The organism is Gemmatimonas aurantiaca (assembly GCF_037190085.1).
GTDB lineage: Bacteria > Gemmatimonadota > Gemmatimonadetes > Gemmatimonadales > Gemmatimonadaceae > Gemmatimonas > Gemmatimonas aurantiaca_A.
The window spans coordinates 23,426-50,221 of the sequence record NZ_JBBCJO010000015.1 but is presented as its reverse complement, the minus strand read 5'-3'; the positions used below and the strand labels follow the sequence as shown (position 1 = coordinate 50,221).

The window sequence follows — 26,796 nt, the reverse complement described above, 5'->3', positions numbered from 1 at the left end:
CGTTCCTCAGAGCCGATCGATCATCGGCTGGGTGATCAGCACCGTCCCCCGGCTGGTACGACGGAACCGTCTGGCGTCGAGTTCGGCATTTTCTCCGACGACCAGCCCGGCTGGTATTCGTACCCCGCGATCCACCACGACGTTACGCAGCCGGGCACCGCGCCCGACGTCCACGTAGGGCTGGACCACCGCGCCCTCCAGGTGGGAATAGGAGTGCACCCGGACCCCGGTGAACAGCAACGACTTGTGCAGATAGGACCCCGAGATGATACACCCGCCCGACACCAGGGAGTTCAGGGCGTGGCCCCGGCGGCCTTCCTCGTTGTGCACGAACTTGGCCGGCGGAGTCAGCTCCGAATAGGTCCAGATCGGCCAGTCCTTGTCGAACAGATCGAGCTCGGGCGTGACCGTGGTGAGATCCACGTTGGCTTCCCAATACGCATCGATCGTGCCGACATCGCGCCAGTAGGCCCGCGGCTCATCCGGCGAGCGTATGCAGGAGGTGCTGAAGCGGTGGGCGATGGCCTTGCCGTTGCGCACCACGCCGGGGATCAGATCCTTGCCGAAGTCGTGGCTGGAGTGCGGATCGGCGGCGTCGGCGCGCAGCAATTCGATGAGATACGTCGTCTTGAAGACGTAGATCCCCATGCTGGCCAGCGCGAGATCGGGGCGACCGGGGATGCCCGGCGGATCCTCCGGCTTCTCCAGGAACGTGATGATGCGATCGTCCCCGTCCACATGCATCACGCCGAACCCCGACGCTTCCTTTCGCGGCACTTCCAGCACGCCCACCGTGACGTCGGCCCGCTGGTTGACGTGCTGCTGCAGCATGAGCTCGTAGTCCATCTTGTAGACATGATCGCCCGCCAGGATGACCATGTATTCCGGCGCGTAGTCGGCGATGATGTCCAGATTCTGATAGACTGCGTCGGCCGTGCCGTCGTACCACTGCGTTTCGCTGACGCGCTGGCTCGCCGGCAGGATGTCGAAACTCTCGTTGCGCTCGGGGCGCATGAAGTTCCATCCGCGCTGCAGATGCCGGATCAGACTGTGCGCCTTGTATTGCGTGGCCACGCCGATGCGGCGGATGCCGGAGTTGATGGCGTTCGAGAGCGCGAAGTCGATGATGCGCGTCTTGCCGCCGAAATACACCGCGGGCTTGGCGCGGGGATCGGTGAGTTCATGGAGGCGGGATCCGCGCCCGCCGGCGAGCACGTACGCCATGGCCGTGCGGGCCAGTGTTCCGCGATTGGACGGGGTCATGTCCGCATTTTGCGTCGCGGGCGTGCAGGGCGTAAGGTACTGGTATGAATGTCCTCTTCGTCGCCGCCGAAGCCACGCCCTACGTCAAGACGGGCGGATTGGCCGATGTTGCCGGTGCCCTGCCCGCCGCCCTGCGGGATGCCGGACACGATGTGCGGGTCATGATGCCGCGCTACCGGGAGTTGCGGGAACGCCGGGTGCCGGTGGATGGGCCCATCGCCGCCACGTTCCTGCCGATCGGGGAACGGGCCGAGGAGTTGCGACTGCTGCGGGCGCGCGAGGACGCGGTGCCCACATACCTGCTCGACATTCCGGCGGCCTTCGAACGCGGCGTGATCTACGGTGAATCCGACGATCATCGCCGGTTCATTCTGTTCGCGCGCGGTGTGCTGGCCTCCATGCAGCATCTGCGGGAAGTGGAGGGGTGGCAACCCGATATCGTGCACTGTCACGACTGGCACGCGGCGCTCGTCATCAACTACCTGAAGACGTATTACGCGTACACGTTCGGCCACATCGCGACGGTCTTCACCATCCACAACCTCGCCTATCAGGGACAGGTGCACCCCGACGTGCTGGCCGTCGCGGGGCTGAGCGAGGGCGGCCTGGTCGAAAACGGGATGGGGGCCGGCATCGCGCATTCGTTCAACTTCATGGCGCGCGGCATTTTGTATGCCGACGTGGTGACGACGGTGAGTCCCACGTATGCCCGCGAGATCATGACACCCGAGTATGGCGAGCGGCTCGATGGGTTGTTGCGGCGCCGGCAGGATCGGGTGGCGGGCATTCTGAACGGCATCGACACGCAGCGTTTCGATCCGGCCACCGACGCCCACATCGCCGCGCCCTACCATGTGGACGACATGAGCGGCAAAGCGGCGTGCAAGGCGGCGCTGCAGACCCGCATGGGATTGCCCGTCGAAGCGTCGCGTCCCCTGCTGGGTGTGGTGTCACGGCTGGTGGAGCAGAAGGGATTCGATCTGCTGCACGTGGTGATGCCCTGGCTGCTGCAGGAAACCGATGCGCAGCTCGTGCTGCTGGGTTCCGGTCAGCCGTATCTGCAGGAAGCCTTTCAGCGGCTGGCGCATCATCATCCCACGCGGGTGGCGGTGCACGTGGGCTTCGATGCCGCACTGGCACAGCAGGTCTATGCGGGCAGCGATGCGTTTCTCATGCCGTCGCGATTCGAGCCCTGCGGTCTGGGGCAACTCATCGCCTTGCGGTACGGCAGCGTGCCGGTGGTGCGTGCCACGGGTGGTCTGGCCGACACGGTGCGTGAAGGATGGGAAGGCAACGGATTCCGGTTCCATCCGTATGACGCCGGACATTTCATCGATGCGATCCGTCGCGCGCTGACGTCGTATCGGGAAGCCGAAGGGTGGCGGATCCTGCGCGAACGGGGGATGAAGGAAGATCACTCCTGGGCCACCGCCGCGAAGCACTATGGCGGGGTGTATCACTGGGCCAGGAGCGGCTGACACACCCGGCGTCCGTCGGCCGGCGTCCGTCCGTCGTTCCCGCCTCGTTCCGGCTTGGATCCGTCTCGCCGACGGGTCAGTCGCGCAGCAGCGCCCGGGTGGCGTCGTGTTGCGGGGCGTCCAGCACTGCGCGCGCATCGCCACATTCCACGACTTCGCCATGGGACAGGATGGCCACACGATCGGCCACCGTGCGGGCGAATGCGATGTCGTGGGTGGTGATGAGCAGCGTGCGTCCACTGCGCGCCAGCGCACGCAGTGTCTCGGTGAGGGCGACCCGTCGCGCCGGATCCAGCGCCGCGGTGGGTTCGTCCATCAGCAGGAGTTGCGGGTCGAGGGCGAGCGCCCGGGCGATGGCCACACGTTGCGCCTCGCCGCCGGAGAGCTGCGCCGGGTAGGCATCCACCCGATGGGCCACCCCCAGCGATTCGAACAGCGACAGCGCCGTTGCCCGCGCGGCCTCCGGTGAAGCCGTTCCGGTGTGTACCGGCGCCAGCGTGACATTCTCCATCGCAGTCAGATGCGCGAAGAGTGCGTGATGCTGAAAGACCATGCCGATGCGCTGGCGCAGCGCGCGCAGCCGGGACTCGGGAGGAATACGCCCCGGATGCAAGGTCACATCGTCCACGACGATGCGTCCACCGTCGAACGGCTCCAGCGCCACCGCGGCGCGCAGGATCGTGCTCTTGCCGGCGCCCGAGACGCCCATCAGCGCCCACACTTCACCACGTGGCACGGTGAGATCGACACCACGCAGCACCGGGCGGCCGTCACGGGTGAGCGTCAGGTGTTCCAGACGCAGCGCCGGAGCGGACAGGTCGCTGGTCATGGGAGTGGACGTGTGCGTGGACATGTCACACGCTCCAGCGCGACTCGAGTCGCCGTGCGAGGTGCGAAAGCGGCAGCGACATCAGCAGATAGATGACGCCACACAGCAGACCGGGAATGACCCAGCTGCCCACGTTCGTGGCATAGATGGCGGTCTGCTTGGTGAGTTCGACCACGGTGATGACCGACACCAGCGACGAGTCCTTGAGCAGCGCCACAAAATCGTTGGTCATCGGCGCCAGGGCGAGACGCACGGCCTGGGGACCACGGACCAGCCGGAGGATCTGCCACTCCGTGAGTCCAAGGGTGCGCGCGGCTTCGAGTTGTGCCCGCGGAATGGCCTGCAGGGCGGCCCGGTAGATCTCCGATTCGTACGCGGCGTAGTTGAGGCCCAGGCCGAGGATGGCGGCGAACAATGCCGGCAGACGCACCACGCTGCTCAGACCGTAGTACAACACGAAGAGCTGCAGCAGCACCGGCGTGCCCCGCACCACTTCCACGTACACCGTCAGTGCCGCGCGTGCGAGCGGTCCGCCATACACCCGTCCGGCGGCAATGAACGCGCCGAGGCTCATCGCGAGCATCATCGCGGCCACGGAGATGCCCAGGGTGATCACCGCCGCGCGCAGCAGCGCGGGCAGATACGCGCCGGGTGTATTCACCCGTGGTGATGCCGCGGTCGGCGATGTCACGGTCGGCGACGCCATGTCCGGCAATACCGCGGTCGTCCCGTCGCCGCCCATCGCACGGAACTGCGCGATGAGCCGCTGCTGATACCGGGCCTGGGCCTCGTCCCACACTCCCCAGCGACGGAAGACCGCTTCGAGCGATCCATCGATGATGCGTGCCCGCAGGACCGCATCCGCCGAATCGCGCAGGGCGCGCCGCTGCGGTGCGAAGACGGCGACGTAGTGGCCGGTCGTGATGGGGGTGGCGAGGACGACAAACCCCGCTGTGCGCCGCAGGGCGCGCTCGGCGATCACGTGATCCAGCAGCACCGCGTCGACGCGGCCGGCCACCAGATCCTCGTACGGATGGACGTCGTCGTCGTAGGACACGGGGATCACGCCGTGCGCACGTTGGGCATCGAGCAGCAGCGCGTAGGCCTGCGTGGACCCGAGCGTGGCCACACGTCGGCGCGCGAGATCGGCCAGGGTGCGGAACCGCGTCGTGTCGGCCGGTCTGACGGCGAGCACTTCGCGGAACTCGAAGTAGGGCAGACTCACCGCCAGCCGTTCGCGCAATTCGGCGCGATCCTCGAGTCCCGACATGCCCACGTCGAAGTCGCCGCGCGCCACCGACTGTTCGATCGACGCCCAGCTCACCTGCACGAACTGCGGGCGGCGACCCATGCCCTCGGCCATCATCGTCGCGATCTCCACATCGAAGCCGCGCACGAGGGCCGGGTTGGACGGGTCGGCTTCGACGAAGGGAGCACCACCCTCCGCGTCGCCGCCCCAGCGCAGCACCCCTGCCGGGCCGTCCGATGGCGCGCTGCAGGCCGTCAGCAGGGACAACACGCACAGCATGCAAAGCATGCACGGCACACACAGCCCGAGGAACCATCGCGAAAGCCGCCCCGGCAGATCAGTCACCGAGACGGCGGTCGCCGGTGAGATAGTTCTGCACGTAGTCTTTCACGGCATCGGCCAGCGGCGTCACGGGCGCGCCGTATCCGGCGGCGCGCAGCTTCGCGATGGCGGCCTTCGTGTGGTACTGGTACTTCGCGCGGATGGACTCGGGGATATCGATGAACTCGATGCGCGGGTCGCGTCCCAGGGCGGCAAACAGCGCGCCGGTGAGTTCGAGCCAGGAGTGCGCATGACCGCTGCCGATGTTGTAGAGGCCACCCGCCGCCGGCGCCATGGCCAGATACAGTGTCATGGCCACGGCGTCCTTCACGTACAGGAAATCGCGTTGCTGTTCGCCGTCCCTGTAGTCGGGACGGTGAGAGCGGAACAGTCGCACGCTGCCGGTCTCGAGGATCTGTCCGAACGCCTTGTGCACGAGCGAGCGCATCTCGCCTTTGTGTGCTTCGTTGGGACCGTACACGTTGAAATACTTGAGGCCCACGAGTTGCCGCAGGATGCCGGCCTGGGCGGCGTACTGATCGAAGAGATGTTTCGAGTAGCCGTACGCATTGAGCGGCCGCAGGCGGGTGAGCGCGGCCGGCGCATTGTCGGTGTCGTCCATGCCGTGCGCGCCATCGCCGTACGTGGCGGCGCTGGAGGCATACACGAACCGCGCACCGTGGGCGAGGGCCCAGTGCGCGAGATGTTTGGTGAACTCGAAGTTGTTGCGGGCGAGATACGTCGCATCGAGTTCGGTGGTGGCGGAGCAGGCGCCCAGATGCAGCACGAGATCAAAATCGCCCAGGGCCCCCGACCCGAGTCGGGCAAAGAGATCGTCGGCTTCGAGATAGTCCTCGAAGCGCAGCGGCACGAGGTTGCGCCACTTCTCGTCCTGGCCGAGGCGGTCGGCGACCACGATGCGGTCCACGCCCTGCTGATTGAGCGCCCAGACGAGCGCGCTGCCGATGAATCCCGCACCACCCGTGACGAGTACCCGCCGGGGCAGGGTTTCGAGTGTGGCGGGGAGTGGCAGGACAGGCCGTGGGTGGGCGGAAGTCGTCTCGATCATGCGGAGAAACTACTCGCGCCGCAGGGCCTGGGTCACGGTGAAACGCCCCACACCGCTGTGTGCGCGGGTCTTTCGGGGTTGATCGTGTCACACGATTCGCCTCACCTGTGAGATGGGACCATTGGCTTACCAGTGAGCGATTGGTCCCATTGTGTGACAGAATAGGACAGGCTCAAGCGTGCAGGATGCCCATCGAAACGTGAGTTCTACGGGAGGGCTCACCGGGAAGTCCCATGGGACGTTTGACAGTGCGTGAGCGTGCACTCAAGTTAGGCCCATTGGTACGGGAGTCACTCTCCACAGGTGAATCGCAATTCCTGTTCGCGTGTGCGCCCCCGGTTCCACTCCGCCTGTCGGCGTTTCCCGGCCGTCCGACTGGTCCCCTCCACTTGGCCTCTTCACGATGAAGAAACGCGTCCTGGCGGTGCTGCTCGGCACCGCCCTCATCGCCACGCAGGCGATGGCTCAGCAACCGGCCGTGACCGGCAAGGTCACCAGAGACGGCAGCGTGCCCTTGTCCGGTGTTTCGGTCGGCATCAAGGGCACATCCACGGTCGCGCAGACCAACGCCAACGGCGACTACACCATTCGCGCCGCACAGGGACAGGTGCTGCAATTCCGGCTGATCGGCTACGGCATGCAGGAACGCACCGTAGGCACGAGCAGTCTGATCAACGTGACCCTCGAGAAGTCGGCAACGAATCTCGACGCCATGGTGGTGACGGCGCTCGGGCAGACGGCGGTGCAGCGTACCCTCGGCGTGTCACAGCAGACCGTGGTGGGTGCCGACGTCGCGCAGACGGGTCGCGAGAACTTCATCAACGGGTTGCAGGGGCGCGTGGCAGGTGTCGAGGTGACGAGTTCCTCGGGCATGCCGGGTGCGTCGTCCTCGATCACGATCCGTGGTGTGAGTTCCATCAGCAGCAGCAATCAGCCGCTGATGATCGTGGACGGTCTGCCGTTGGACAACAAGACGCTGAACACCCAGCAACTGGCGGCCGATGCGCCGAATTCGCAGACGGCCTTCGCCAATCGCGGTCTCGACTTCACGAACCGTGCGGCCGACATCAACCCCGAAGACATCGAGACGATGGTGGTGCTGAAGGGCCCGGAAGCGGCCGCCCTTTACGGCATCGATGCCGCCAACGGCGCCATCGTGATCACGACGAAGCGGGGGCAGGCGGGAACGAACGGGTGGAACTACGTCAACAACATCCGCACGGACGCCCCGCGGGGCCGCCCCGAGATACAGCGCGTTTACGGACCCTCCACGCAGACCGGTGACCTGATCGGCTCCTTCGCGTATTTCGGGGCGCCGTATCCCGCGGGGACGACGTTCTACGACAACGTCGACGGTTTCTTCAAGACGGCCGTCTCGCAGCAGCACAATCTGATGTTCAGCGGTGGCAACAGCGATGGTCGTCTCAACTATCGCATCGGTGCCGCCGCCACCGACAACCCGTCCATTGTGCCGGGCGCGGGTCTCACCCGCTACAACCTCACCGGCGCCACCCAGGCCCAGGTGGCGTCCTGGTTGCGCACGGATCTGTCCATGCAGTGGTCGTTGTCGGACAACGATCAGGCGCTCAAGGGCGGGAATGGTCCGCTGATCGGACTCCTGTTGTGGCCGCAGACGGACAACGCGAAGGACTATCTCACGCCATCGGGGCAGCGCCGTCGCATCACGGCGCTTGCCGCTTCGTCCGAGCAGGACAATCCGTACTTCAGTGTGCGCAAGAACACGGTCAACTCCAAGACCAATCGTCTCGTGGCGAATCTGGGCCTGGTCCTCTCGCCGGTGAGCTGGGGCAATCTGCGTTTCAACGTGGGGCAGGACGGGTATACCAACGAGAACCAGATTCTCCGTCATCCCGAAACGGCGGGCATCGGCTTCAACAACAACGGCGTGCTCGATATTGCGACCGACGTGGTCCGCAACATCAACGCGCAGACCGTTCTCAACTTCAATCGACAGCAACTCACCAACAAGCTGTCCATCACCGGCCTGATCGGGAATCAGATCAACGACACCAAGTCGAACACACAGGCCGCGCAGGGCATGAATTTCCTCGATCCGAATTTCGTGTCGATCAACAACACGGTCTCCCGGCTCAGTCGCAGCACGATTTCCCAGCGTCGTCAGGTAGGCCTGTATGCACAGGCGGTGGTGGGCTGGGACGACTATCTCTACGTCACCGTGGCGGGCCGGAACGACTGGACGTCCACCATTCCGGTTGAGCGGAACTCGTTCTTCTATCCGTCGGTGAACGCCAGCTTCGTGGTCACCGACGCCTTTCCCGCGCTCAAGTCGGTGATGTCGTCCGCCCGCCTGCGTGGCGGCAGGGCCGATGTGGGCAGGGACGCGCGTCCGTATGCCTTCCGGCCGTCGCTCGAATACAAGACCACCACCAAGGGTGGTTACGGCTACGGATTCACCGGGCCGAACGTGCTGCTGGAGCCGGAATTTGCCACTTCGTACGAGTATGGCGCCGACCTCGGGTTCTTCGACAGCCGACTCAATGTCGACATCACGACGTACAAGAAGGAAACCTCCAAGCAGATCGTCAACGATATCCGTGGCAGTTACGCCACCGGCTTCGTCCTGTTCAATCTGAACGGCGCTGATACGCGCAACACCGGCTTGGAAGTGTCGGTAACGGGACAGATGATCCGCAAACCGCAGTTCTCCTGGGATATCCTGGCGAACTTCGACCGCTCGCGCGGCAAGGTGCTCTCGCTGCCGAATGGTGTGCCCGAGTCGTACATCTCCGATGGCTGGTTGTATGGCTTCATACGGCCTGGGGTGATGCCGGGAACTTCCACGCGCTCCATGACCGGCCGGTTCTACCTGCGCAACAACGAAGGGAAGCTGCTGATCGATCCCACCACGGGCCTTCCGCTCATCAACGCGAACTACGTCGACGCGGGATACGATCGTCAGCCGGACTACACGCTGGGCGTAACCAATACGTTCCGAACGAAGAACTTCACGTTGAGCTTCCTGCTCGATGTCCGTCGCGGTGGCGATGTGCTCAACGGAACCCAGCACTTCCTCACGACACGCGGTCTGACGGAGCGCACGCTGGATCGGGAACAGCCTCGGGTCATCGATGGTGTGATGCGTGATGGCAAGGAGAATTCACCCACGCCTACGAAGAACACCATCGTCGTCATTCCGGCGGTGCAGACGGGCTACTACGTCAACATGAGCGAAGAACTCTTCATCGAGAAGGACATCAACTGGTTCCGTCTGCGTGACCTCACGCTGCGCTACAATCTGCCGCCCCGCCTGCTCAAGGCGCGGGATGCCAGCCTGGCGCTCACACTGACCGATCTCTTCGTGTTCACCAATTACTCCGGTCTGGATCCCATCGTGAACGGCAACACCGCCGCGGTCGGCGGCTCAGGCGGTGTCGGCATCGACTTCGGCAACTTCCCGATGCCGCGTGGTATCGCGCTCAGCCTCAAGGTGGGGTATTGATCATGCGGACCTCCCTCTCGAAACTGATGGCCGGCGCCATGCTGGCCGGCTCGCTCACGCTGGCCAGTGGGTGCGAGAAATTCCTCGACGTCAACACCAACCCCAACGGTCCGGAAACAGTATCGGCCAATCTCTATCTCTCGCCGATGCTGCACTGGATGGTCACGTCGCCGCTCTTCGAAGGGCGCTTCGTGGGCCGTTACACGCAGCAATGGACGCTGCCGGGCACCACGCTCAGCACCTGGGATCGCATGGGGTATGATCCCAGCAGCGACAACGGGGCGCAGCAGTGGCGTGACGTGTACTGGAGCATGGGGCAGAATCTCGTCGATATGATGACAAAGGCCGAAGCCGAGGAGCGCTGGGACCTGCTGGGTGTGGGACACATCCTCAAGGCCTGGGGCTGGTTGGCGCTCACCGACACGCACGGCGAGATCATCATCAAGGAAGCCTTCAATCAGGGCGCGTCGTTCAGCTTCGGCTATGACTCTCAGGAGTACGCGTACCAGGAAGTCGACCGCCTGCTGAAGAAGGCCATCGAGCTGTTGCAACGCACCGACGGGGCTGTGGATGCCAGCTATCTCGGCCGTACGGACATCATCTACGGCGGTGATCGCACCAAGTGGCTCAAGTTCGCCTACGGCCTGCAGGCCATGCAGTTGAACCACTTCAGCAACAAGGCCTCCTACAAGCCGGCCGATGTCATCGCCGCCGTGGACAAGTCGTTCGCCAGCAATGCGGACGACGCCCTGGAGGCCTATCCCGCCTTGGTCAACGACGATCGCAACTTCTACGGCTGGACGCGCGACAACCTCCGTTCGTACCGCCAGACCAAGTTCGTCGTGGAACTCATGAACGGCACGCAGTTCGGTGGTGTCGTCGATCCGCGCATGAGTCGTATGCTCTCTCCGTCGCCGGATGGGCAGTACCGCGGCTACGATGTCACGGTCGTGGGCAGCACGGCGTTCCCCTCCACGGCACCGACCGTCATCCCCAACAACTTCTTCGGATACGTCGGGACGGGCGGGCAGGGCCTGCCGAGCAAGTACATCTTCTCGGACAAGACCCGCATGCCGGCCATGACGTATTCGCAGTTGCAGTTCATCAAGGCGGAAGCGGCCTATCGCATGGGTGACAAGGCCACGGCGCTCACGGCATTCCGCAACGGCGTACAGGCGCACCTGCTGTTCGTGAACGCCCGCAACACCGACGATGGTCAGTACCCGACGCCGATCAGCACGGCGGAGCAGACCGCGTACATGTCCAGTGCGGCGGTGCCCAGTACGCCGGGGGCGCTCACACTCACCCACATCATGTCGCAGAAATACATCGCGCAGTGGGCGTGGGCGCACAACGAGTTGTGGATGGATATGCGCCGCTACCACTACACCGATGTCGATCCGGCCAGCGGCATGCAGGTGTTCCCGGGCTTCACCCCGCCGAATACCACGCTGCTCTACGCCGACAATGGCGGTAAGGTCGTGCAGCGCATCCGTCCGCGTTACAACTCGGAATACGTCTGGAACCGCCCCGGGCTCGATGCCATCGGTGGACTGGCCCTGGACTACCACACAAAGCCGCTCTGGATCACCCAACCGTAAACCGACACATGACGACCAACAGAACTTTCATCCGATCCCTGCGGTCGGTGACGATGCTGCTGTGCGCCGTCGCGCTGGCGGCGTGCGAGAAAAACGCGGTGCAGGATATCACGGGCACGATGCCGGGAGCCCGCATCAGGTTCTTCAACTTCGGTGTGAATGCACCGGGTGTGAACTTCTACGCCAACAACGACAAGGTCACAGCGGTCCTGTCGGCCACGGGCACCGAGGCCACGACCGGCGTGGCGTATGGTGGCGTTGGAGGGGGCGGGTTCTACTCGGCGTTGCAGCCCGGCCAGTACACCTTCACCGGGCGCATCGCAGCTGCCGCGGACAAGGATTTGGCGGTTTCCACGGTGGCCGCATCGTTGGCCGACGGCAAGGCGTACTCGATGTACATCAGTGGTTTCTACAACACCACGGCGAAGACGGTGGAAGCCTTCGTGATCGAGGACAACGTTCCGGCGACTTCCGACTACACGCAGGCGCAGGTGCGGTTCGTGAATGCCATCTCGAACTCGACGCCGACCACGCTGACTGCGCGCGAGCAGACCACCGGGACCACCGTGACGATCGGCAATGGTGTCGCGTACAAGGCTGCCGGTGCATTTGTGTCGCTGCCAGGGGGCATCTATGACCTCACCGCCACCACCACCGGAGCCAATCCGGTCACGTATACCCGCACCGGCGTGACGTTTGGCAGTGGCCGGGTCTACAGCATCAGCTCCCGCGGTGACATCACGGTTGGCGGCACCACGGCGACCAACCGGGCATTTCTGGACTTCACGTCGAATAGGTAGGAAGATCCCTTCTTCCTGAAGGGAGTAGTTGCCGGCCGTCAAATCCATTGGCGGCCGGCGCGCAGGTCTCTGTTGCTGTGTCTGCCAAACAATCCGTTTCACATTTCCATCTCAAGGAGGGTAGGAGCATGGCGCTACGTCCACTGGCAAAACCTGCCATCGTATGTGTGCTGGGGTTGATGGCTCTTCTCTCGCCTCAAACGGCGAAGCCACTCCCGGTAGCATTGTCGTGTTACACGTGCTATCCCAAGGACGTCTGTCCAACAGAAGAGGACGCAAACGCGGCCTGCGCGAATAACAACCCCGCATGCCCTATACTCCTTGAGTGCGTCGATGCGCATGCGTTGTGCGGAACAAATCAATCTTTCCTCCAGTGTACGGCCCCCTGATGGTCAGTAGCACGCGATGCCACACTGGCAGACTGTGGCATCGCCAGCTCGCGAACCTACATCCGCTTTTCACGGAGGGTCTATGGCTCCGACCATGGAGAGAACGCTCTCGGTGGTGTTGACGGTTTGTGCAATGGTGATCGTGGGGCTGCTGATCAGGCGCGAATTTTTCGTTGCACCAGAGGTACCGCGAGTTGGAGCGCCGGGCCCTCCAGTGCCTATCAACAACTGGGATGAGATCCGTGGCGCGAGCGTAAGTCTTGGACAGCCGGATGAGCGTCGGACGATCCTCACCTTTGCAGACTTGGAGTGCCCCGCGTGCAAGCGACTCCATAGTCGACTGCATTCCCTGGAACACGAGAGGGGAGCGCGCTTCAACGTCTTGTTCGTCCATTTCCCGTTGAGCATCCATCGGTTTTCCCGCTTGGCGTCGCGGGCGTTGGAGTGTGCCGACAGTGTTGGTGCGTCCGCAAGGTTCGTCGAGGCTGCTTACGCCAAGCAGGATTCATTCGGCCTGAAGGCATGGGCAGACTATGCTCGGGAGGCTGGGGTGGGCGACACGTCCCGCTTCAACCGATGCGTTCAGGATACGGTCAGTTTTCCCCGTATCACGCAGGGGCGTGCTCTGGGGGATGCGATGGCACTGGAGGGTACTCCGACGGTCGTCATCAATGGATGGCGGTTCTCGACGACCCCATCCGATGAGCAGATCCTCGCATTTCTCGACTCAATCCCACGGCCTCGATAGAGCACAGTATCTCGTTCATTTCCCCACCTGCCCGATGCGATAGCGAGGCAGGTGGGGAGGTCTCACAATGTGAGACTAGTTCACTTCAGATTCTTCCGCAGAAACGCCAGCGTCCGCGGCCAGCCATCCTTGGTCGCCGCGATGTTCGCCGCTTCCTCGGCTTCGTCACGCGTGGGCTTGGGATCGCCCTGCGCACGCAGGAAGCCGTGCACCGCGCCTTCGTAGTTCCGCGCTTCGTACGTCTTGCCGTTCGCCTTCATCAAGGACTCGATCTCCGGCATCATCGCGCCGATACGCGCATCCTTGCTGCCGTTGAGCAGCATGACCGGCTTCGAGATCTTCCTGATCGAATCGGCGTCCACCGACGCCGGCACCGCGGCCGTGGTCGCCGTGGCCGGGGTACCCCCCTTCGTGTATGGCGCGCCGTAAAACGCCACGCCACCCGAGAAGCCCTTCACGCCGCCGTTCACGGCATGCGCGAACACCGTCTGCCCACCCCAGCAGTACCCGATCACCGCGTACTTCTGCTGCGCACTCGGCAGCATCATCGCGTAGTTGGCGGCGGCGTTGATGATCTGGTTGCGCTCGGTCGTGTTCACACCGGCGATGATGCGCCGCGCCGTGTCCGCGTTGAGTTCCACCGAGCTCGGGCCACCGCGGGCGCGCGACAGGAAGTCGGGCGCGATGGCGATGAACCCGTCCGCCGCGACCTGATCGGCCACACCGCGCACCCAGGTGGAGAGGCCGAAGATCTCGTGCACCACCACCACCACCGGCGCCTTCTGCCGGCTGTCCTTCGCAAAGGGATACACCACCCAGGCCATCAGCGTGTCGGGCGTGCCGGCCATGGGGATTTTCACCCATTCCGCGTGACGCGGTGAATTCTTCAGCCGTTCGGCGGCCGCGTTGTTGGACGCCGGCAGGCTGAGATCCTGGAACGTGGTCGCCGCGGTGACTTGCGGCGCCGCCAGATCGGCCGCGCTCATGTGCGCCATGTGGTCATCCATGGCGTCGGCCGACGGGCCTCGGGTGTGCTGCGCCGTGTGCAGGCCGGAAACGTCGCCGGCCTCGGGTGCACCGGTACGGGCCAGGGCCTTGGAGGCGGGCGGGGCCGAGCGCTGCACGGTGCAGGCTCCGGCCACCAGGAGCAGAAACGGCAGGGAAAGCCGACGGGACATCGGGAACGTCCTCGCAAAAGGTGGGAACAGCCTGCGAAATGTAACACGGCAATTCCCACCTCAGGAGGCGCTACGGGAGCCTCTGGAGAGCCCCCGCAACGCCCGGTCGACGCCGCGCGGTACTCAGAAGCGCACGCCGAACCCGATGCTGGCGAGCCAGGGATCGACACCCACCGCCGAGACTTTTTTCCCGTTCAGCAGAACGTCCGATCCGATGGTGACTTTCTTGAGGTCGAGGTTGAGAAACTTGCCCGGCAACAGACGGATGTCCGCCCCCACCTGTCCCGCCACACCCACCGAACTCTTTTCGAGATCGAGTTTGCCGACGTTGGCCACGGCGATATCGACATCGGAGATGAGCGTGAGATTCACACCCGCGCCGATATACGGCCGGACGAGTCCATCGGGGAGCAGGTGATACTGCAGAAGCAGGGTGGGCGGAAGATGCTTGAAGCTGCCGATCTTCGTGCCGTTCAATTTCACGTCATGCTGCTGCGGATACGTGAGAACGAGTTCCGTCGCCAGGTGTTTCGCGAAGAACCAGCTCACGTCGACATCGGGAAATATCTTGTCGCTGACCGTGATCCTGTCGGCCGGCACGCCCAGTGACGGAATCGCGTCCGACTTGTCGGCGGCGGTGAGAGAAAGTGCCCGTATGCGGATCATCCACGAGCCTTCGGTGCTCTGCGCGGCAGCTGGAACCGCGACGAGCACCGACGAAATCACGGCGACGGCGAATGCGAGCGGAATGAAACTGGAAATGAAACGCGGAATGAAACGATGACGGAACGGCGTGACGCCTGATGTCCGCATGAAGACGACTCCCGTATCGGAGAAGAAGGGCATCCGGTCGTGAGAAACAACACTGTACATGCTGCACATGCAGCCGTGACCGGACCCGCCAACGTAGCCTTCTCCGCGACATGCGTTCTGTCGGGTAAATACCTGACAGAACGTCGGCGTTCATCATGAACATGCGACCGAAATGATGACCGGGGATGATAGGGTAACCGCACTCCGCGGTGTCTCATGGGCAGGAGGAGGGAATCATGCAGATATCCAGATACCATGCGGCCATCGCCGGGGCGATCGGCGCCGCGATCATCACCATGGGTGCGGTTCCGGCGTACGCACAGATCACCGACGTCACCCGCAGCCAGGTGGCCGATACCCGTCGTCTCACCTTCGGGTACCTGTGCGACAACAACTTCGTGTTGCGCAACGATGGCGAACGACCGGTCGATGTCGAACTCGCCGTCGACAAGGCGAACGACAAGACCCGGCTCACCGTTGCCGCGCACGAGCAGGTCCAGTTCACGTCGACGTCGAAGGAAGACGTGGCCTTGTGGGTGGACGACAAGCTCGTGGCCAAGGCCGAGAAGGACAAGCGCAGCTGCAAGGACGTGCAGGGCAACGCCTCGGTGGCGGTCGCTCCGCTCGAAGTGCAGCAGAACGATCGTGACGGACGCGCGCGATACGCGAACTATCCGTATTTCGATCCGTGGTTCTATGGAGCGTATGGCCCGTGGGGGTACGGCGGGATGGGCGCCTTCGGTTACCGGCCGTTCTATACCGGATATGTCGGTGTGCCGATCGTGATCACCCGCGGCGGTGGGCGCAGGCGGTGAACAACGCCTGTTCCAGCTCCGATCCGGTGAAAGGCTTCGGCAATACGATGCTGATGCGCTGCTGATCGCCGGGCTGCAGTTCGTGATCGAGGTAGCCCGTGGTGAGAATGATCGGAAGGGTGGGGTGCAGCTGCGCGGCGATTGTCGCCAGTTGCACCCCGGACATCCCGGGCATGGCCAGATCGGTCATGAGGCAATCGAAGGACGCACCGTCTTCCGCCAGACAGGCGGCGGCTTCCTGCGGATCGCCAAGGGCGGTCACCTTCCATCCCAGGCGTTCGAGAACGCGCCGCGCGGCCGTGAGGACCGCAAATTCGTCGTCCACCACCAGAATGTGCCGCCTCCCGTGTGCCACACCGGACATGCCTTCGCGCGATGCGCGCACGGGCTGTGTCTGCACGCTGTGCATCAGTGGCAGATAGATCGCCATCGTGGTGCCGGCACCCGGCCGGCTGTGTGGCACGACGATGCCGCCCAACGCCGTGACGGTGGTGTGCACCATGGCCAACCCGAGTCCCGTACCGCGTCCCACCGATTTGGTGGTGAAGAACGGTTCGAAGGCTCTGGCGATGGTGGCCTCGTCCATGCCCGTGCCGGTGTCCTTCACCTGCAAGGCGGCGACGAACTGCTCGCCGCCGAATGCACTGGCGAGCACGGGATCGTCGCGCACGGGAACTCCCGACGCCGAGATGTGCAGTGTGCCGCCGTTGGGCATCGCATGGGCCGCGTTCGTCGCGAGGTTCAGCAGCACCTGCTGGATCTCGCCGGCCTCGGCCCGCACGACCACGGAGGGCTCACTGACACACCGCAGTTGCACCCATCCGGGCAACGTGGCGCGCAACAGGCGTTCCGTCTCCGTCAGCAGTTCCCCCAGATCGAGGGCGCGTCGTTCCTGCAGATCGGAGCGGGTGAAACTCAGAATGCGTCGTACGAGCGTGCGGGCACGTTCCGCCGCCTGCTTCACATCATCGAGAAAGGGGGTGGCGTCGCTGTCGTCGGGCAGTTGTGTGCGGGCGGCCTCGGTGTTGCTGAGGATGGGTTGCAGCAGATTGTTGAAATCGTGCGCAATGCCGCCGGCGAGTGTGCCGATGGCGGCCAGGCGTTGCCCCTGTTCCAGTCGCGCTTCGAGAAACCGCTCGCGACCCACGTCGCGCAGGGTGGCCAGCAACTGCGTCACGGTGCCCTGTTCGTCGCGCACGAGCGAGATGGTGCCCGAGAGCTGCATGACCGAACCGTCGGCCCGTTTCCAGTCGCAGGTGCCGGCCCAGGGTGAGCCCGCCCGGACGATGGTCCAGGGAGCATCGTCCCACGGAATGGTTTCGGTGGTCAGCAGCCGTTGCGCGGCGAGATTGGTGGTGGCGATCGATCCGTCGATGTTGAGCAGCAGGACGTAGCCATCGCTCTGATTGATGGCATGGGCAATGCGCACCGAGGCTTCCTCGGCCGCGGCGCGGGCCAGGGCCTCGCGGGCCAGTCCATCGAAGATGGCGGTGATGGCGAGCGAGAGCGCAGCGGCCAGCAGCACGGTGATGATGCCGTTCACCACCATCATCGAGAGCGTCTGGGGATTGTGCGCCGCCCACGCCAGTGCGCCCTTGGCCACCGCCACCGTGGCCATGATGTAGACGAACGCCACGATCGCGGTGGCCAGCAGTGCCGCGCGTCGTCCGATCAGTGTCGCCGTGAACACCGGAAAGACCACCAGCCACACGGGCGCCACGGCATCGAGTCCGTAACCGAACAGAAAGTAGCTGCCCAGCGCGAGTGGCAGCGTGGCGAGGACCGTGGCGCGCGTCGCAAAAGGCAGACGACGTGCGAACAGCGCGATGACGATCAAGGTGTAGGCCGCCGTGTCCAGCGCCACCACATCGTAGTCGCCGATGCGCAGGGCCAGCAGCATGCTGGGGACGTAGGCTATCAGCCCAAGGACCGTCAGCCAGAGCAGCAGGGCGGAAAAGATGCGCCGCCGCCAGGCGTCCACAGGGGAGCCAGCCGGTGGCGCGATCCAGTTCAGGAGAATGGCGAAGCGGTTGTCGCGAGGTTGATTTGGCATACGGACATCGGACAGTTTTCAGATATGATAACGAACGGGCTGGTTTCCGCATTCCTGCTTGCGGTGTCGGGAGCGATGTTCATGACACCGCCACCGGCAGGTGCGAAGACGGGTGTGACGCAGGTCGCACATCCTCTGTGTGTGGCGGCGGACGCGTTTCTGCGTACCGATCGCCAGATGAAAACCGTCATCGAGCCGGATACCGTGAACGACTGGCGCACCCGCAAACGACAGACGGGATGCCGGATCACGGCTGCGGGCGGTACGACACGTGGGGTGCAGCCGGAAGCGGTGTATTTCTACGAGCGGGTGCGTGCTTCCGGGTGGGTGCGTACTCCCGAACCGCGTGACGCGCCAACGGAAGCGTCACTGCGGTTTCGCAAGGACAACGCCGATTGCCTGTTCAACTTCTACGGACCGGCGATGCTCATGACCGACGCGGAGGAAGCCGTCGGTGATGCCCGTGTGCTCGCGCCTGGTGAGGTGCGTTATCACGTGTACGTGATGTGCATGCCCGCGCAGCCGGCGGCGCCGCGGGACACGAGCGACCGGCTGGTGGAGTTCTGAGCGGCGGTCCTGCGCCGGTGCGTTTTTCTCAGACGTTTCTCCCGTGCGTTTTTCAGAGGCCACTGTGCGTCGTGGCACCACGATGTGCCGGCCCGACCAGCTTCACGTATTTCTGCAGCACGCCACCCCGCGCATGATGCGGTACCCGATGTGATGGGAGTCCGGCGAGCCGTGATGCGAGTGCTTCGTCGGACAGTTCGACCGTGATACGCCGCGCCTCCGGGCGCGCATCGATGGCGATGATGTCGCCGTCACGGAGGACGGCGATGGGGCCGCCGTCGGCCGCTTCCGGGCCGGCGTGTCCGATGCAGAGACCACGCGTGGCGCCGCTGAATCGTCCGTCGGTGAGCAACGCGACTCTGGCGCCCATGCCCTGGCCGTACAGAAGCGCCGTGATACCCAGCATCTCCCGCATGCCCGGTCCACCGCGTGGGCCTTCGTTGCGGATGACGAGCACATCGCCGGCATCGTAGGCACGATCGCGCACGGCCACCAGCGCGGCTTCCTCGCTTTCGAAGACGCGGGCCGGACCGCGATGCACGAGTGTGCCGAGTCCGGCCGTCTTGAGCAGTGCGCCATCGGGACAGAGGTTGCCGGTGAGCACCGTGACGCCGCCGTCCATCGAGAGCGCGTCGCTCACGGCATGCACGACGCGGCCATCCACCGGCGCCGCATCGGTGAGCTCTTCGGCCAGCGTGCGCCCGGTGAATGTGAGACACTGTCCGTGCAGGGCATCGGCATCGAGCAATGCCCGCAGCACCACGCCGGCGCCGCCCGCGTAGTGGAGGTCGCGCGCGAGATACCGTCCACCAGGCTGCAGATCGGCAATGAGCGGTGTGCGCCGGAACACCGCGGCCACGTCGTCGAGCGTGAACGAGATGCCCGCTTCGTGCGCGATGGCGGGAATGTGCAGCGCCGCATTCGTGGAACCGCCGGTGGCCGATACCACAGCGCAGGCATTCTCCAGCGCCTCGCGGGTCACGATGTCCCGTGGACGTGGGGCATCGTTCATCACGGCGCGCATGAGTGCGGCCGCGGCGCGGCGCATGAGCGGTGCCCGTTCGCTGAAGACCGCGGGCACCATGCTGGACCCAATGGGCGCGAGACCGATGGCTTCCGACACCATGCCCATGGTGTTGGCCGTGAACTGTCCGGCGCACGATCCCGCCGACGGCAGACAGGCGTGCGCCAGGGCTTCGAGTTCTTCCGTGCTGGCTTCACCCGCGAAGACCTTGCCGATGGTCTCGTACGTTTCCGCCACGTTGGTGTCACGGCCCTTCCAACGCCCGGGCAGGGCCGCACCGCCATGCACGAACACCGCGGGCACGTTGCAACGCACCATGCCCATCATCAGGCCGGGCAGATTCTTGTCGCATCCGCCGATGGCGAAGATACCGTCCCACTGATGCGCTTCGGTGCTCGCTTCCACGCTGTCGGCAATGAGTTCACGCGACACCAGCGAGTAGCGCATGCCGCTGTGGGCGATGGAGAGGCCATCGGACACCGAGACCACCGGACACTCGTGGGGCATGCCGCCGCCCGCGTAGATGCCCGTCTTCGCATGCTGCGCCTGATCGCGCAGGTTCATGTTGCACGGGCTCATCTCGCCACCGGTGTGGAATACGCCGATGTGCGGCCTGGTGATCTCTTCGGCGCTCTGACCCAATGCCTCGAGGAAGGCGTGCGTCGTGGCGCGGATGGTGCCTTCGTAGATCGCCGCCGAGCGGAAGCGCCGGGTCATGCCGCAGGGCCGTCGGGTGTGGTGTGCACGGCCGACTGAGTGGAATCCGGCGTAGTATCCCCCGTGGTATCCCGCGCTGTCATCGGCCCACGGAGCATGCGAATGAGTCGTGAGGCGTCTCCTTCGGCGCCGACGTCTGGATGCGAGAGGGCCTCGCGGTATCGCGCGAGCGCGGCGCGCGTGACAGGGATGTCGGCGCCCACGTCCTCCGCCAGCCGCGCGACCTGCTCGATATCCTTCCGGAACGTGCCGACGGCCCCGAGGCGCGGTGTGTCGATGTTCGCGGCCATGCGTGGTCCGAAGATCTGCAATGGCAACGAGTCGGCAAAGCCGCCCGCCAGCGCCGCCGGCAGGCGTGAGGCATCGACACCGGCGCGTTCCGCGAAGGCCAGCGTTTCGGCGATCACCATGAGATTGCACGCCACGATCTGCTGATTGCAGCTCTTGGCCAGTTGACCGGCGCCGTTGTCACCCATGTGCGTGACGCGCTGCGCGAGCGCATCGAACACCGGGGCTGCCCGCGCGATGTCGTCGGCGCGGCCGCCCGCGAAGATGATGAGACGACCCGCGCGTGCCGCGGGCACTCCACCGGAAACCGGAGCATCGATCCAGTGCGCACCCGATTCGGTGGTCAGCCGCGTGGCCATGCGCGCGGTGGCATCGGGAGCGATGCTCGAAAGATCGACGAGCAGCTGACCCGCGCGCATGCTCGACGCGATTCCCGGTGTGCCGTTCGGTGTTTCGTTCGGCGTTCCGTTCGACGTTCCGTTCGATGCCTCTTCCGATGCACCGAACAGCACCGATGCCACGGCGCTGGTGTCGGTGAGACAGGTGCAGACGATGTCGACCCGACGGGCGAGGTCCTGCATGCTCTCCGCCACGACCGCACCCGCGGCCACGAGCGGCGCCAGTTTTTCCGGCGAGCGATTCCACACCACCACCGTGCGTCCACATTCGAGCAGACGCTCCACCATGGGGGCGCCGATGAGGCCCGTGCCGATGAAGCCGATGGAGACGGTGCTGGAGGCCATCGGTGTGGCGTTGGATGCGTGCATCAGCCGTTCAGATGCAGGCCGTTGTCCATGCGGATGATCTCGCCGGTGATTCCGGCGGGGCCCGCAATGAGAAACACGGTGAGTTCCGCCACTTCGGTGGGGGTGAGCAGGCGCTTGAGCGGTTGTGTCTCCAGATACGTCGCTTCCACGGCGGCGAGTGCGTCGGTGCTGAGGACCCGGCTGGGCAGTCCACCGGCCACATATCCTGGCGCAATGGCATTCACGCGGATGTGTGGTGCGAGCGCGCGGGCCATCGAAATGGTGAGGGTGCTGACGGCGCCCTTGCTGGCCGCGTATGCCACCGACGATCCGACACCGGAGATGCCGGCGATGGACGAATAGTTGACGATGGCGCCCCGACCGCTGCGTTCGAGTCCGGCGCGGCAGGCGCGGATCATCTGGAAGGTGCCGAGCACGTTGACGCTGTTCGTGCGTCCGAATTCACTCGACGGGAGCGCTTCGAGATCGGCGTGCGGCACGAAGCGGGTGGTGCCGGCGCAGTTCACGAGTCCGTCGATCTGTCCCATGTGCGTTTCGAACGCCACCGCCGCGGCTCGGCAGGAGGCGTCGTCGGTGACATCGACTTCCACCACCAGCGCGTCCTGGCCGAGCGCCTGACAGGACGCGGCGACGGCATCGGCGTCGGCGCGCGTATCGGGCAGTGTACAGACACCCACACGCCATCCGGCGCGGGCGAAGGCGGTGGCGCAGGCCGCACCGATGCCGGTGGCCGCGCCCGTGATGAGGACAGCGGGAGACGTGGGGCAGGTGGTCATGGTGTCGTTCAGGGGAGGCGCGTGGATACGAAGTCCCAGACACGCGAGGCGCCGAAGTGCATCGCGTTCACACGGCCCTTCGCATCACGGGTGAACCAGACGGCATTGTCGGAGCCGTCGAAGGCATCACGGAAGGTGGGAACGAGGGAATCGACCACGCCGACACGCGGGCTCACGGTGAGGACCGATCCCTCGACGGTCACCACGAACGTGTTGCCGATCTCGTCGCTGCGATATCGTCCGGCATACGCGGCGAGTTCGGTGGGCGTTGGTTTCCAGGCGCTCTGTGCACGCCAGACGTAGATCACCGAATCGCCATCGGAGGTGACCGTGCGGATGGTGCGGGTGCGGCCGTCCCTGTCCATGGCGAGACGCACGCGGAGGTTGCCCATGAGCCACGTGCCGTCACGCAGGGCGCGCAGCGGGGTGTTGCCCTGGCGCAGACGACCACCGGCGGTATCGAGTGTGGTCACGGCATGCCAGCGCGTGTCTTCGTACAGACCGCGCCACGGAAGCAGGGCCGCCTGGTCGGCCACAACGGTGTCTGCCGCCGCCGCACGGGGCAGGGTCGGATTCAGTGCATCGACGAGCTGACGGGTGTACTGCGTGGCGCCCGCGCCGGCCACATTGCACAGCACCGCGATGGAGAGATCGCCGAGTTGGGGATACCGCGCGAGATAGGTGGAATATCCCGCCGTCGATCCCGAATGCGCGATCTCCAGGGTGCCGCGATAGCGACCCACGGTGAGCCCCAGAGCGTACGCGATCTCGAGGCCGCTATTGAGGCGCATCTGTCGCGTGAGGGAATCCACGACCGCGGCGCCAAGGGTCTTCTTCGTGAGGGCATCGTTCCAGCGCAGCCAGTCGCCCACGGTGGTGAGCAGTCCACCGGCGGCGATGATGTTGTCGGTGGGCATGTCGATGCGCCAGCCGTCGGATGCGCGGCGATATGCCTGCGCGAGGCCCGGCACGATGCGGGTGAAATCGTCGCGCCAGCGTGTATGCGTGAGCCCCAGCGGTGTGAAGATGCGATCGCGACTGAAGTCGGCGAACGACTGACCGCTCACGCGCTCGACCAGAGTACGCAGCAGCAGGAAGCCCGAGTTGGTGTACGAGTAGTGTGCACCCACGGGATAGTTGAGCGCTTTCTGTGCCGTGATGACGCTGTACACGAACGGCTGCGTGTGCACGCGTGTGCCGCGCGGCCATCCTTGCCACGCCATCAGGTTGCTCCATTCGCGGAGCCCGCTGGTGTGCGTGAGCAGATGGCGTACCGTGATGGGGCGATCGTACACCGGGAGTTCGGGGAGATATTTCCGGGCATCGTCGTCGAGCCCGAGTTTGCCGTCTTTCACCAGCAGCATCACGGCGGTGGCGGTGAACTGCTTGGCCACCGATCCCGATTCGAGAATCGTGGCGGGGGTGATGGGGCGCTCCCCGGCGATGTCGGCCATGCCATAGCCGCGCTCGAGGAGGGTCGTGCCGCCGCGGGCGACACCGACGGCGCATCCAGGGCCGTGGGTGTTGTTCCAGGCACCGAAGATGCGATCGGCCGTGGTCACCAGATCGATGTCCTGGGCGGCGAGCGGCCGGGGAGCCGCGATCTGGGCGGCGGCCGCGAGCAGGGCCGGTGCGACGGCGCGCAGGGAAAGGGGGAGGGGGCGCATGTCGCGAATGTATCGCGTATCTTTCGGGTATGCCCATCTACGTCTACGAAACACTCCCCGGGACGCAGGGGGAAACGCCCGAGCGTTTCGAAGTGCGTCAGTCGATGTCGGACGCACCGCTCGTCGCGCATCCGGAAACGGGCCAGCCCGTGCGTCGGGTGCTGTCGGGGGGACTGGTCACCTTCACCAACGGCGCCGGTGGCGACACCTGCGCCATGCCCGCGGGGCGCGGTGGCATGCCCACGATGGGGTGTGGCGCGGGCAATTGCTGCATGAACTGACCATGCCGGCCAAAAAATCGGCCGCGAAGGCGCCGCAGTCGGCTCCCTACGAGACCGGTGCGTGGGCCGACGCGTTTGCGCCGCGTGCGCGTGGTGAGCGTCGGTACTGGCTCATCAAGTCGGAGCCCGGCGTCTTCTCGTTCGACGACCTGTTGCAGTCACCGAAGCAGACCACCTGCTGGGACAGCATCCGCAATTCGGCGGCGCGCAATTTCCTGCGCGACGGCATGAAGGTCGGCGATCGTTGCTTCTTCTATCACTCGAACGCCGAGCCGTCGGCCATCGTGGGTGTGTGCGAGGTGGTGAAGGAGGGGTATCCCGATCACACGGCCTTCGATCCGTCGCACGAGTACCACGACGGGAAGTCCGATCCCGCGACGCCGACCTGGTTCATGGTGGATGTGAAGGGAATCGTGGCCTTCGAAACACCGGTCACGCTGCCGCAGATCAAGGCCGATCCGGCATTGTCGCAGATGGCGTTGCTCCGGGTGAGCCGACTGTCGGTGGTGCCGGTGACGCCCGCCGAGTGGCGGCATGTCTGCGCGCTGGGAGGCGTGAAGCCGTAGGGCGTTGGCTTCCGGTGGTGGGGACCGGAAACCTTCTGGCGTTCAGCCGTGACTGACACGACGCAACCTGTGGTTTCCGTCGTGTCACTCATTCCGAAAGGTCTTTCATGTCCCGCCTGCTCATTTCCGTGGCCGCTGCGTTGTGCATGGCCGCCCCGCTCGCCGCTCAGCCCGCATCGCCTCTGCTCGGGAAATGGTCGATCGAGTGGGAGCTCGGTCGTCGTGTCGAGGATGGTGTTCCTTCGCCCATCCGGGCGAGTGGTGTCCTGACCGTGGTCGCCTCCGGTGATTCCCTGCTTGGCACCTTCGAAGTCACGCAACGATCCGACAATGCCACGCCGCCCAAGCCATTCACCGTGGGCGGTCGTGTCACCGCCTCGGGAGCGGCGTTCGTTCAGCGATCCGAGGCGCGACTCAACATGAACGGCCAGGAGATGGTCCGCGAGGCTCTCACGACCTGGACGATGCGGGCGAACGGCGACCAGCTCGAAGGATCGCTGTCGCGTGAGATCTCGGGTATGCAGATCAGTGTCGAGCCCACACCGGTGGCGGGCAAGCGTATTCCGGGGTGAGTTCGGGGCTGGTCCGGCGGGTTCTGCGCCGGATCGTGATCGGCCGCGAGTGGAGGGCGAGCCCCGACCATTGAGGGGCCGCCTGCGGCGGCGATACCTGCAGGATGAACCGCTGGATACCTGCAGGATATCCCTGGTGGCCAGTTGGTTTTTTGAGGATTGAACTACGGGGAACAACGGTCGTGGTGGAACCGCACGACCGTTGTTCCATTTTTCAAATCATTCCCGCGACATCCTCGCCGCCCGCACGGGACCAATCCTGCTTTTATCCGGCTGTTCATCCTGCTGGCATCGCGCCCGCAGGGCGCCCCTCAAACGTGCGGCCCGCCCAATAGCCAGCTATCCGGACGCGCCCGGTCACGTGACCGCTTACCGGGGCCTCGCCCGCAGGTACTGAGCCGGCCATGGCCCCTCGACACCGAGCTGGTGCGCGGCGAGCAGGGGCCAGTGCGGATTGCGCAATACTTCCCGCGCCAGCAGCACCATGTCGGCATCGCCGTCGGCCACGATCGATTCGGCCTGCTGCGCCTCGGTGATGAGTCCGACCGCGGCGGTCGCGATCCCGGCCTCCTGACGGAGGCGTCGCGCAAAGGGCACCTGATACCCGGGACCCACACTGATCTGCTGGTGAGCAACGAGTCCACCCGATGAACAGTCGATGAGATCGACACCGAGCGTGCGCAGACGCTGGGCGAGCAGCACCGATTCGTCCACTGTCCAGCCGTCCTCGGCCCAGTCGGTGGCGGAGATGCGTACGATCACCGGCAACTCATCGGGCCATACGGCGCGGATGGCCGCGGAAACTTCGCAGGTGAGACGGACACGGTTGTCGAAACTGCCACCGTAGACGTCGGTGCGCCGATTGGTGAGCGGCGACAGGAACTGATGCAACAGATAGCCGTGCGCGGCATGCACTTCGGCCACCTTGAAGCCCGCGGTCAGCGCACGACGCGCCGCTGCGGCGAAGCCCTCGATGACCTGCGCGATGCCATCGGCCGTGAGCGCGTGCGCCTCGGGATAGTCGGGAGAATACGCGATCGCACTGGGCGCCATCACGTTTGCCCATCCGCCCTCCGCCACGGGCACGGCACCATGCCCGTCCCACGGACGACGTGTGCTCGCCTTGCGTCCGGCATGCGCGAGTTGGATGCCGGCCACACTGCCCTGCGCATGAATGAAGTCGGTGATGCGCCGCAGCATGGGAATGTGGTCGTCCGACCAGACGCCCAGGTCCTGTGGGGAGATGCGTCCTTCCGGCACCACGGCCGCGGCTTCGGTGATCACCAATCCCGCACCACCGGTGGCGAAGGCACCGAGGTGCACGAAGTGCCAGTCGGTGGCCAGTCCATCGATGGCGGAATACTGGCACATGGGCGAGACACCCACGCGATTGCGCAGCGTGAGCGCGCGGAGGGTGAGCGGCGAGAAGAGTTCGGACATGCCTGAGACTGGATGGTGCGCGGCGATGAGGGCAGATGGGATGT

21 protein-coding genes are annotated in these 26,796 nt (G+C 64.9%); 9 read left to right on the top strand and 12 right to left on the bottom strand.

Features of this window, described 5'->3' with window-relative positions:
- Positions 1-6: 6 nt before the first annotated feature.
- Positions 7-1,263, bottom strand: a complete 1,257-nt coding sequence (gene glgC, locus WG208_RS18395; protein WP_337172858.1) for a glucose-1-phosphate adenylyltransferase — start codon at positions 1,261-1,263, stop codon at positions 7-9.
- 44 nt (positions 1,264-1,307) lie between these two features.
- Here glgC and glgA point away from each other — a divergent pair, with 44 nt between their 5' ends.
- Positions 1,308-2,741, top strand: a complete 1,434-nt coding sequence (gene glgA / locus WG208_RS18390; protein WP_337172857.1) for a glycogen synthase GlgA — start codon at positions 1,308-1,310, stop codon at positions 2,739-2,741.
- A gap of 76 nt (positions 2,742-2,817) precedes the next feature.
- Here glgA and WG208_RS18385 read toward each other — a convergent pair whose 3' ends face one another.
- The 3 genes from WG208_RS18385 to rfaD are packed head-to-tail and all read right to left on the bottom strand — an operon-like array spanning position 2,818 to position 6,209.
- The gene (locus WG208_RS18385; RefSeq protein WP_337172856.1) at positions 2,818-3,594 is read right to left on the bottom strand and encodes an ATP-binding cassette domain-containing protein; all 777 of its coding nucleotides are present in this window, start codon (positions 3,592-3,594) and stop codon (positions 2,818-2,820) included.
- A 1-nt stretch (position 3,595) separates the two neighbouring features.
- Positions 3,596-5,098 (bottom strand): ABC transporter substrate-binding protein/permease, encoded by a 1,503-nt coding sequence (locus WG208_RS18380; protein ID WP_337172855.1) that lies wholly within the window; start codon positions 5,096-5,098, stop codon positions 3,596-3,598.
- Positions 5,099-5,156: 58 nt separating this feature from the next.
- Positions 5,157-6,209: an ADP-glyceromanno-heptose 6-epimerase gene (rfaD, locus tag WG208_RS18375; RefSeq protein WP_337172854.1), complete on the bottom strand. Its 1,053-nt coding sequence runs from the start codon at positions 6,207-6,209 to the stop codon at positions 5,157-5,159.
- Positions 6,210-6,612: 403 nt separating this feature from the next.
- Between rfaD and WG208_RS18370 the strand changes: the two genes are divergently transcribed.
- Genes WG208_RS18370 through WG208_RS18360 form a run of 3 tightly spaced genes read left to right on the top strand, consistent with a single transcriptional unit; the run spans position 6,613 to position 12,091 of the window.
- A complete protein-coding gene (locus WG208_RS18370; protein WP_337172853.1) occupies positions 6,613-9,690 on the top strand; it encodes a SusC/RagA family TonB-linked outer membrane protein in 3,078 nt (1,025 codons plus the stop codon).
- Positions 9,691-9,692: 2 nt separating this feature from the next.
- Positions 9,693-11,291, top strand: coding sequence for a RagB/SusD family nutrient uptake outer membrane protein (locus tag WG208_RS18365; protein ID WP_337172852.1), 1,599 nt, complete (start codon positions 9,693-9,695; stop codon positions 11,289-11,291).
- A gap of 8 nt (positions 11,292-11,299) precedes the next feature.
- A complete protein-coding gene (locus tag WG208_RS18360; protein ID WP_337172851.1) occupies positions 11,300-12,091 on the top strand; it encodes a DUF4397 domain-containing protein in 792 nt (263 codons plus the stop codon).
- Between the two features lie 1,217 nt (positions 12,092-13,308).
- Here WG208_RS18360 and WG208_RS18355 read toward each other — a convergent pair.
- On the bottom strand, positions 13,309-14,406 hold the full coding sequence (locus WG208_RS18355; protein ID WP_337172850.1) for a dienelactone hydrolase family protein: 1,098 nt from the start codon (positions 14,404-14,406) through the stop codon (positions 13,309-13,311).
- Between the two features lie 123 nt (positions 14,407-14,529).
- The gene (locus WG208_RS18350; protein WP_337172849.1) at positions 14,530-15,219 is read right to left on the bottom strand and encodes an OmpW family outer membrane protein; all 690 of its coding nucleotides are present in this window, start codon (positions 15,217-15,219) and stop codon (positions 14,530-14,532) included.
- Positions 15,220-15,455: 236 nt separating this feature from the next.
- On the opposite strand from WG208_RS18350, the gene WG208_RS18345 reads away from it, so the two are divergent.
- Entirely contained in the window at positions 15,456-16,034 is a 579-nt protein-coding gene (locus WG208_RS18345) for a hypothetical protein (protein ID WP_337172848.1), read from the top strand.
- Here WG208_RS18345 and WG208_RS18340 read toward each other — a convergent pair.
- Entirely contained in the window at positions 16,006-18,087 is a 2,082-nt protein-coding gene (locus WG208_RS18340) for an ATP-binding protein (RefSeq protein ID WP_337172847.1), read from the bottom strand. The two genes, WG208_RS18345 and WG208_RS18340, sit on opposite strands and share 29 nt — an antisense overlap.
- An 81-nt stretch (positions 18,088-18,168) precedes the next feature.
- On the opposite strand from WG208_RS18340, the gene WG208_RS18335 reads away from it, so the two are divergent.
- Positions 18,169-18,654, top strand: coding sequence for a hypothetical protein (locus WG208_RS18335; protein WP_337172846.1), 486 nt, complete (start codon positions 18,169-18,171; stop codon positions 18,652-18,654).
- Positions 18,655-18,706: 52 nt separating this feature from the next.
- On the opposite strand, the gene WG208_RS18330 is transcribed toward WG208_RS18335, so the two are convergent.
- The 4 genes from WG208_RS18330 to WG208_RS18315 are packed head-to-tail and all read right to left on the bottom strand — an operon-like array spanning position 18,707 to position 23,893.
- Entirely contained in the window at positions 18,707-20,395 is a 1,689-nt protein-coding gene (locus tag WG208_RS18330) for a dihydroxy-acid dehydratase (RefSeq protein WP_337172845.1), read from the bottom strand.
- A complete protein-coding gene (locus tag WG208_RS18325) occupies positions 20,392-21,450 on the bottom strand; it encodes an NAD(P)-dependent oxidoreductase (RefSeq protein WP_337172844.1) in 1,059 nt (352 codons plus the stop codon). Before WG208_RS18325 ends, WG208_RS18330 begins: the two co-directional genes overlap by 4 nt.
- A complete protein-coding gene (locus WG208_RS18320) occupies positions 21,450-22,226 on the bottom strand; it encodes an SDR family oxidoreductase (protein ID WP_337172843.1) in 777 nt (258 codons plus the stop codon). Before WG208_RS18320 ends, WG208_RS18325 begins: the two co-directional genes overlap by 1 nt.
- An 8-nt stretch (positions 22,227-22,234) precedes the next feature.
- Positions 22,235-23,893, bottom strand: coding sequence for a serine hydrolase domain-containing protein (locus WG208_RS18315; RefSeq protein WP_337172842.1), 1,659 nt, complete (start codon positions 23,891-23,893; stop codon positions 22,235-22,237).
- A 29-nt stretch (positions 23,894-23,922) separates the two neighbouring features.
- Here WG208_RS18315 and WG208_RS18310 point away from each other — a divergent pair, with 29 nt between their 5' ends.
- The 3 genes from WG208_RS18310 to WG208_RS18300 all read left to right on the top strand — a co-directional run bounded on the left by WG208_RS18310 (position 23,923) and on the right by WG208_RS18300 (position 25,312).
- Positions 23,923-24,174 (top strand): hypothetical protein, encoded by a 252-nt coding sequence (locus WG208_RS18310; protein ID WP_337172841.1) that lies wholly within the window; start codon positions 23,923-23,925, stop codon positions 24,172-24,174.
- A 2-nt stretch (positions 24,175-24,176) separates the two neighbouring features.
- Positions 24,177-24,740 (top strand): EVE domain-containing protein, encoded by a 564-nt coding sequence (locus WG208_RS18305; RefSeq protein WP_337172840.1) that lies wholly within the window; start codon positions 24,177-24,179, stop codon positions 24,738-24,740.
- Between the two features lie 107 nt (positions 24,741-24,847).
- A complete protein-coding gene (locus WG208_RS18300; RefSeq protein ID WP_337172839.1) occupies positions 24,848-25,312 on the top strand; it encodes a hypothetical protein in 465 nt (154 codons plus the stop codon).
- 369 nt (positions 25,313-25,681) lie between these two features.
- Here the strand turns inward: WG208_RS18300 and WG208_RS18295 are convergent, their stop codons facing one another.
- Positions 25,682-26,752 carry an NADH:flavin oxidoreductase/NADH oxidase gene (locus tag WG208_RS18295; RefSeq protein WP_337172838.1) on the bottom strand — a complete coding sequence of 357 codons (1,071 nt, stop codon included), beginning with the start codon at positions 26,750-26,752 and terminating at the stop codon, positions 25,682-25,684.
- Between the last annotated feature and the right edge of the window lie 44 nt (positions 26,753-26,796).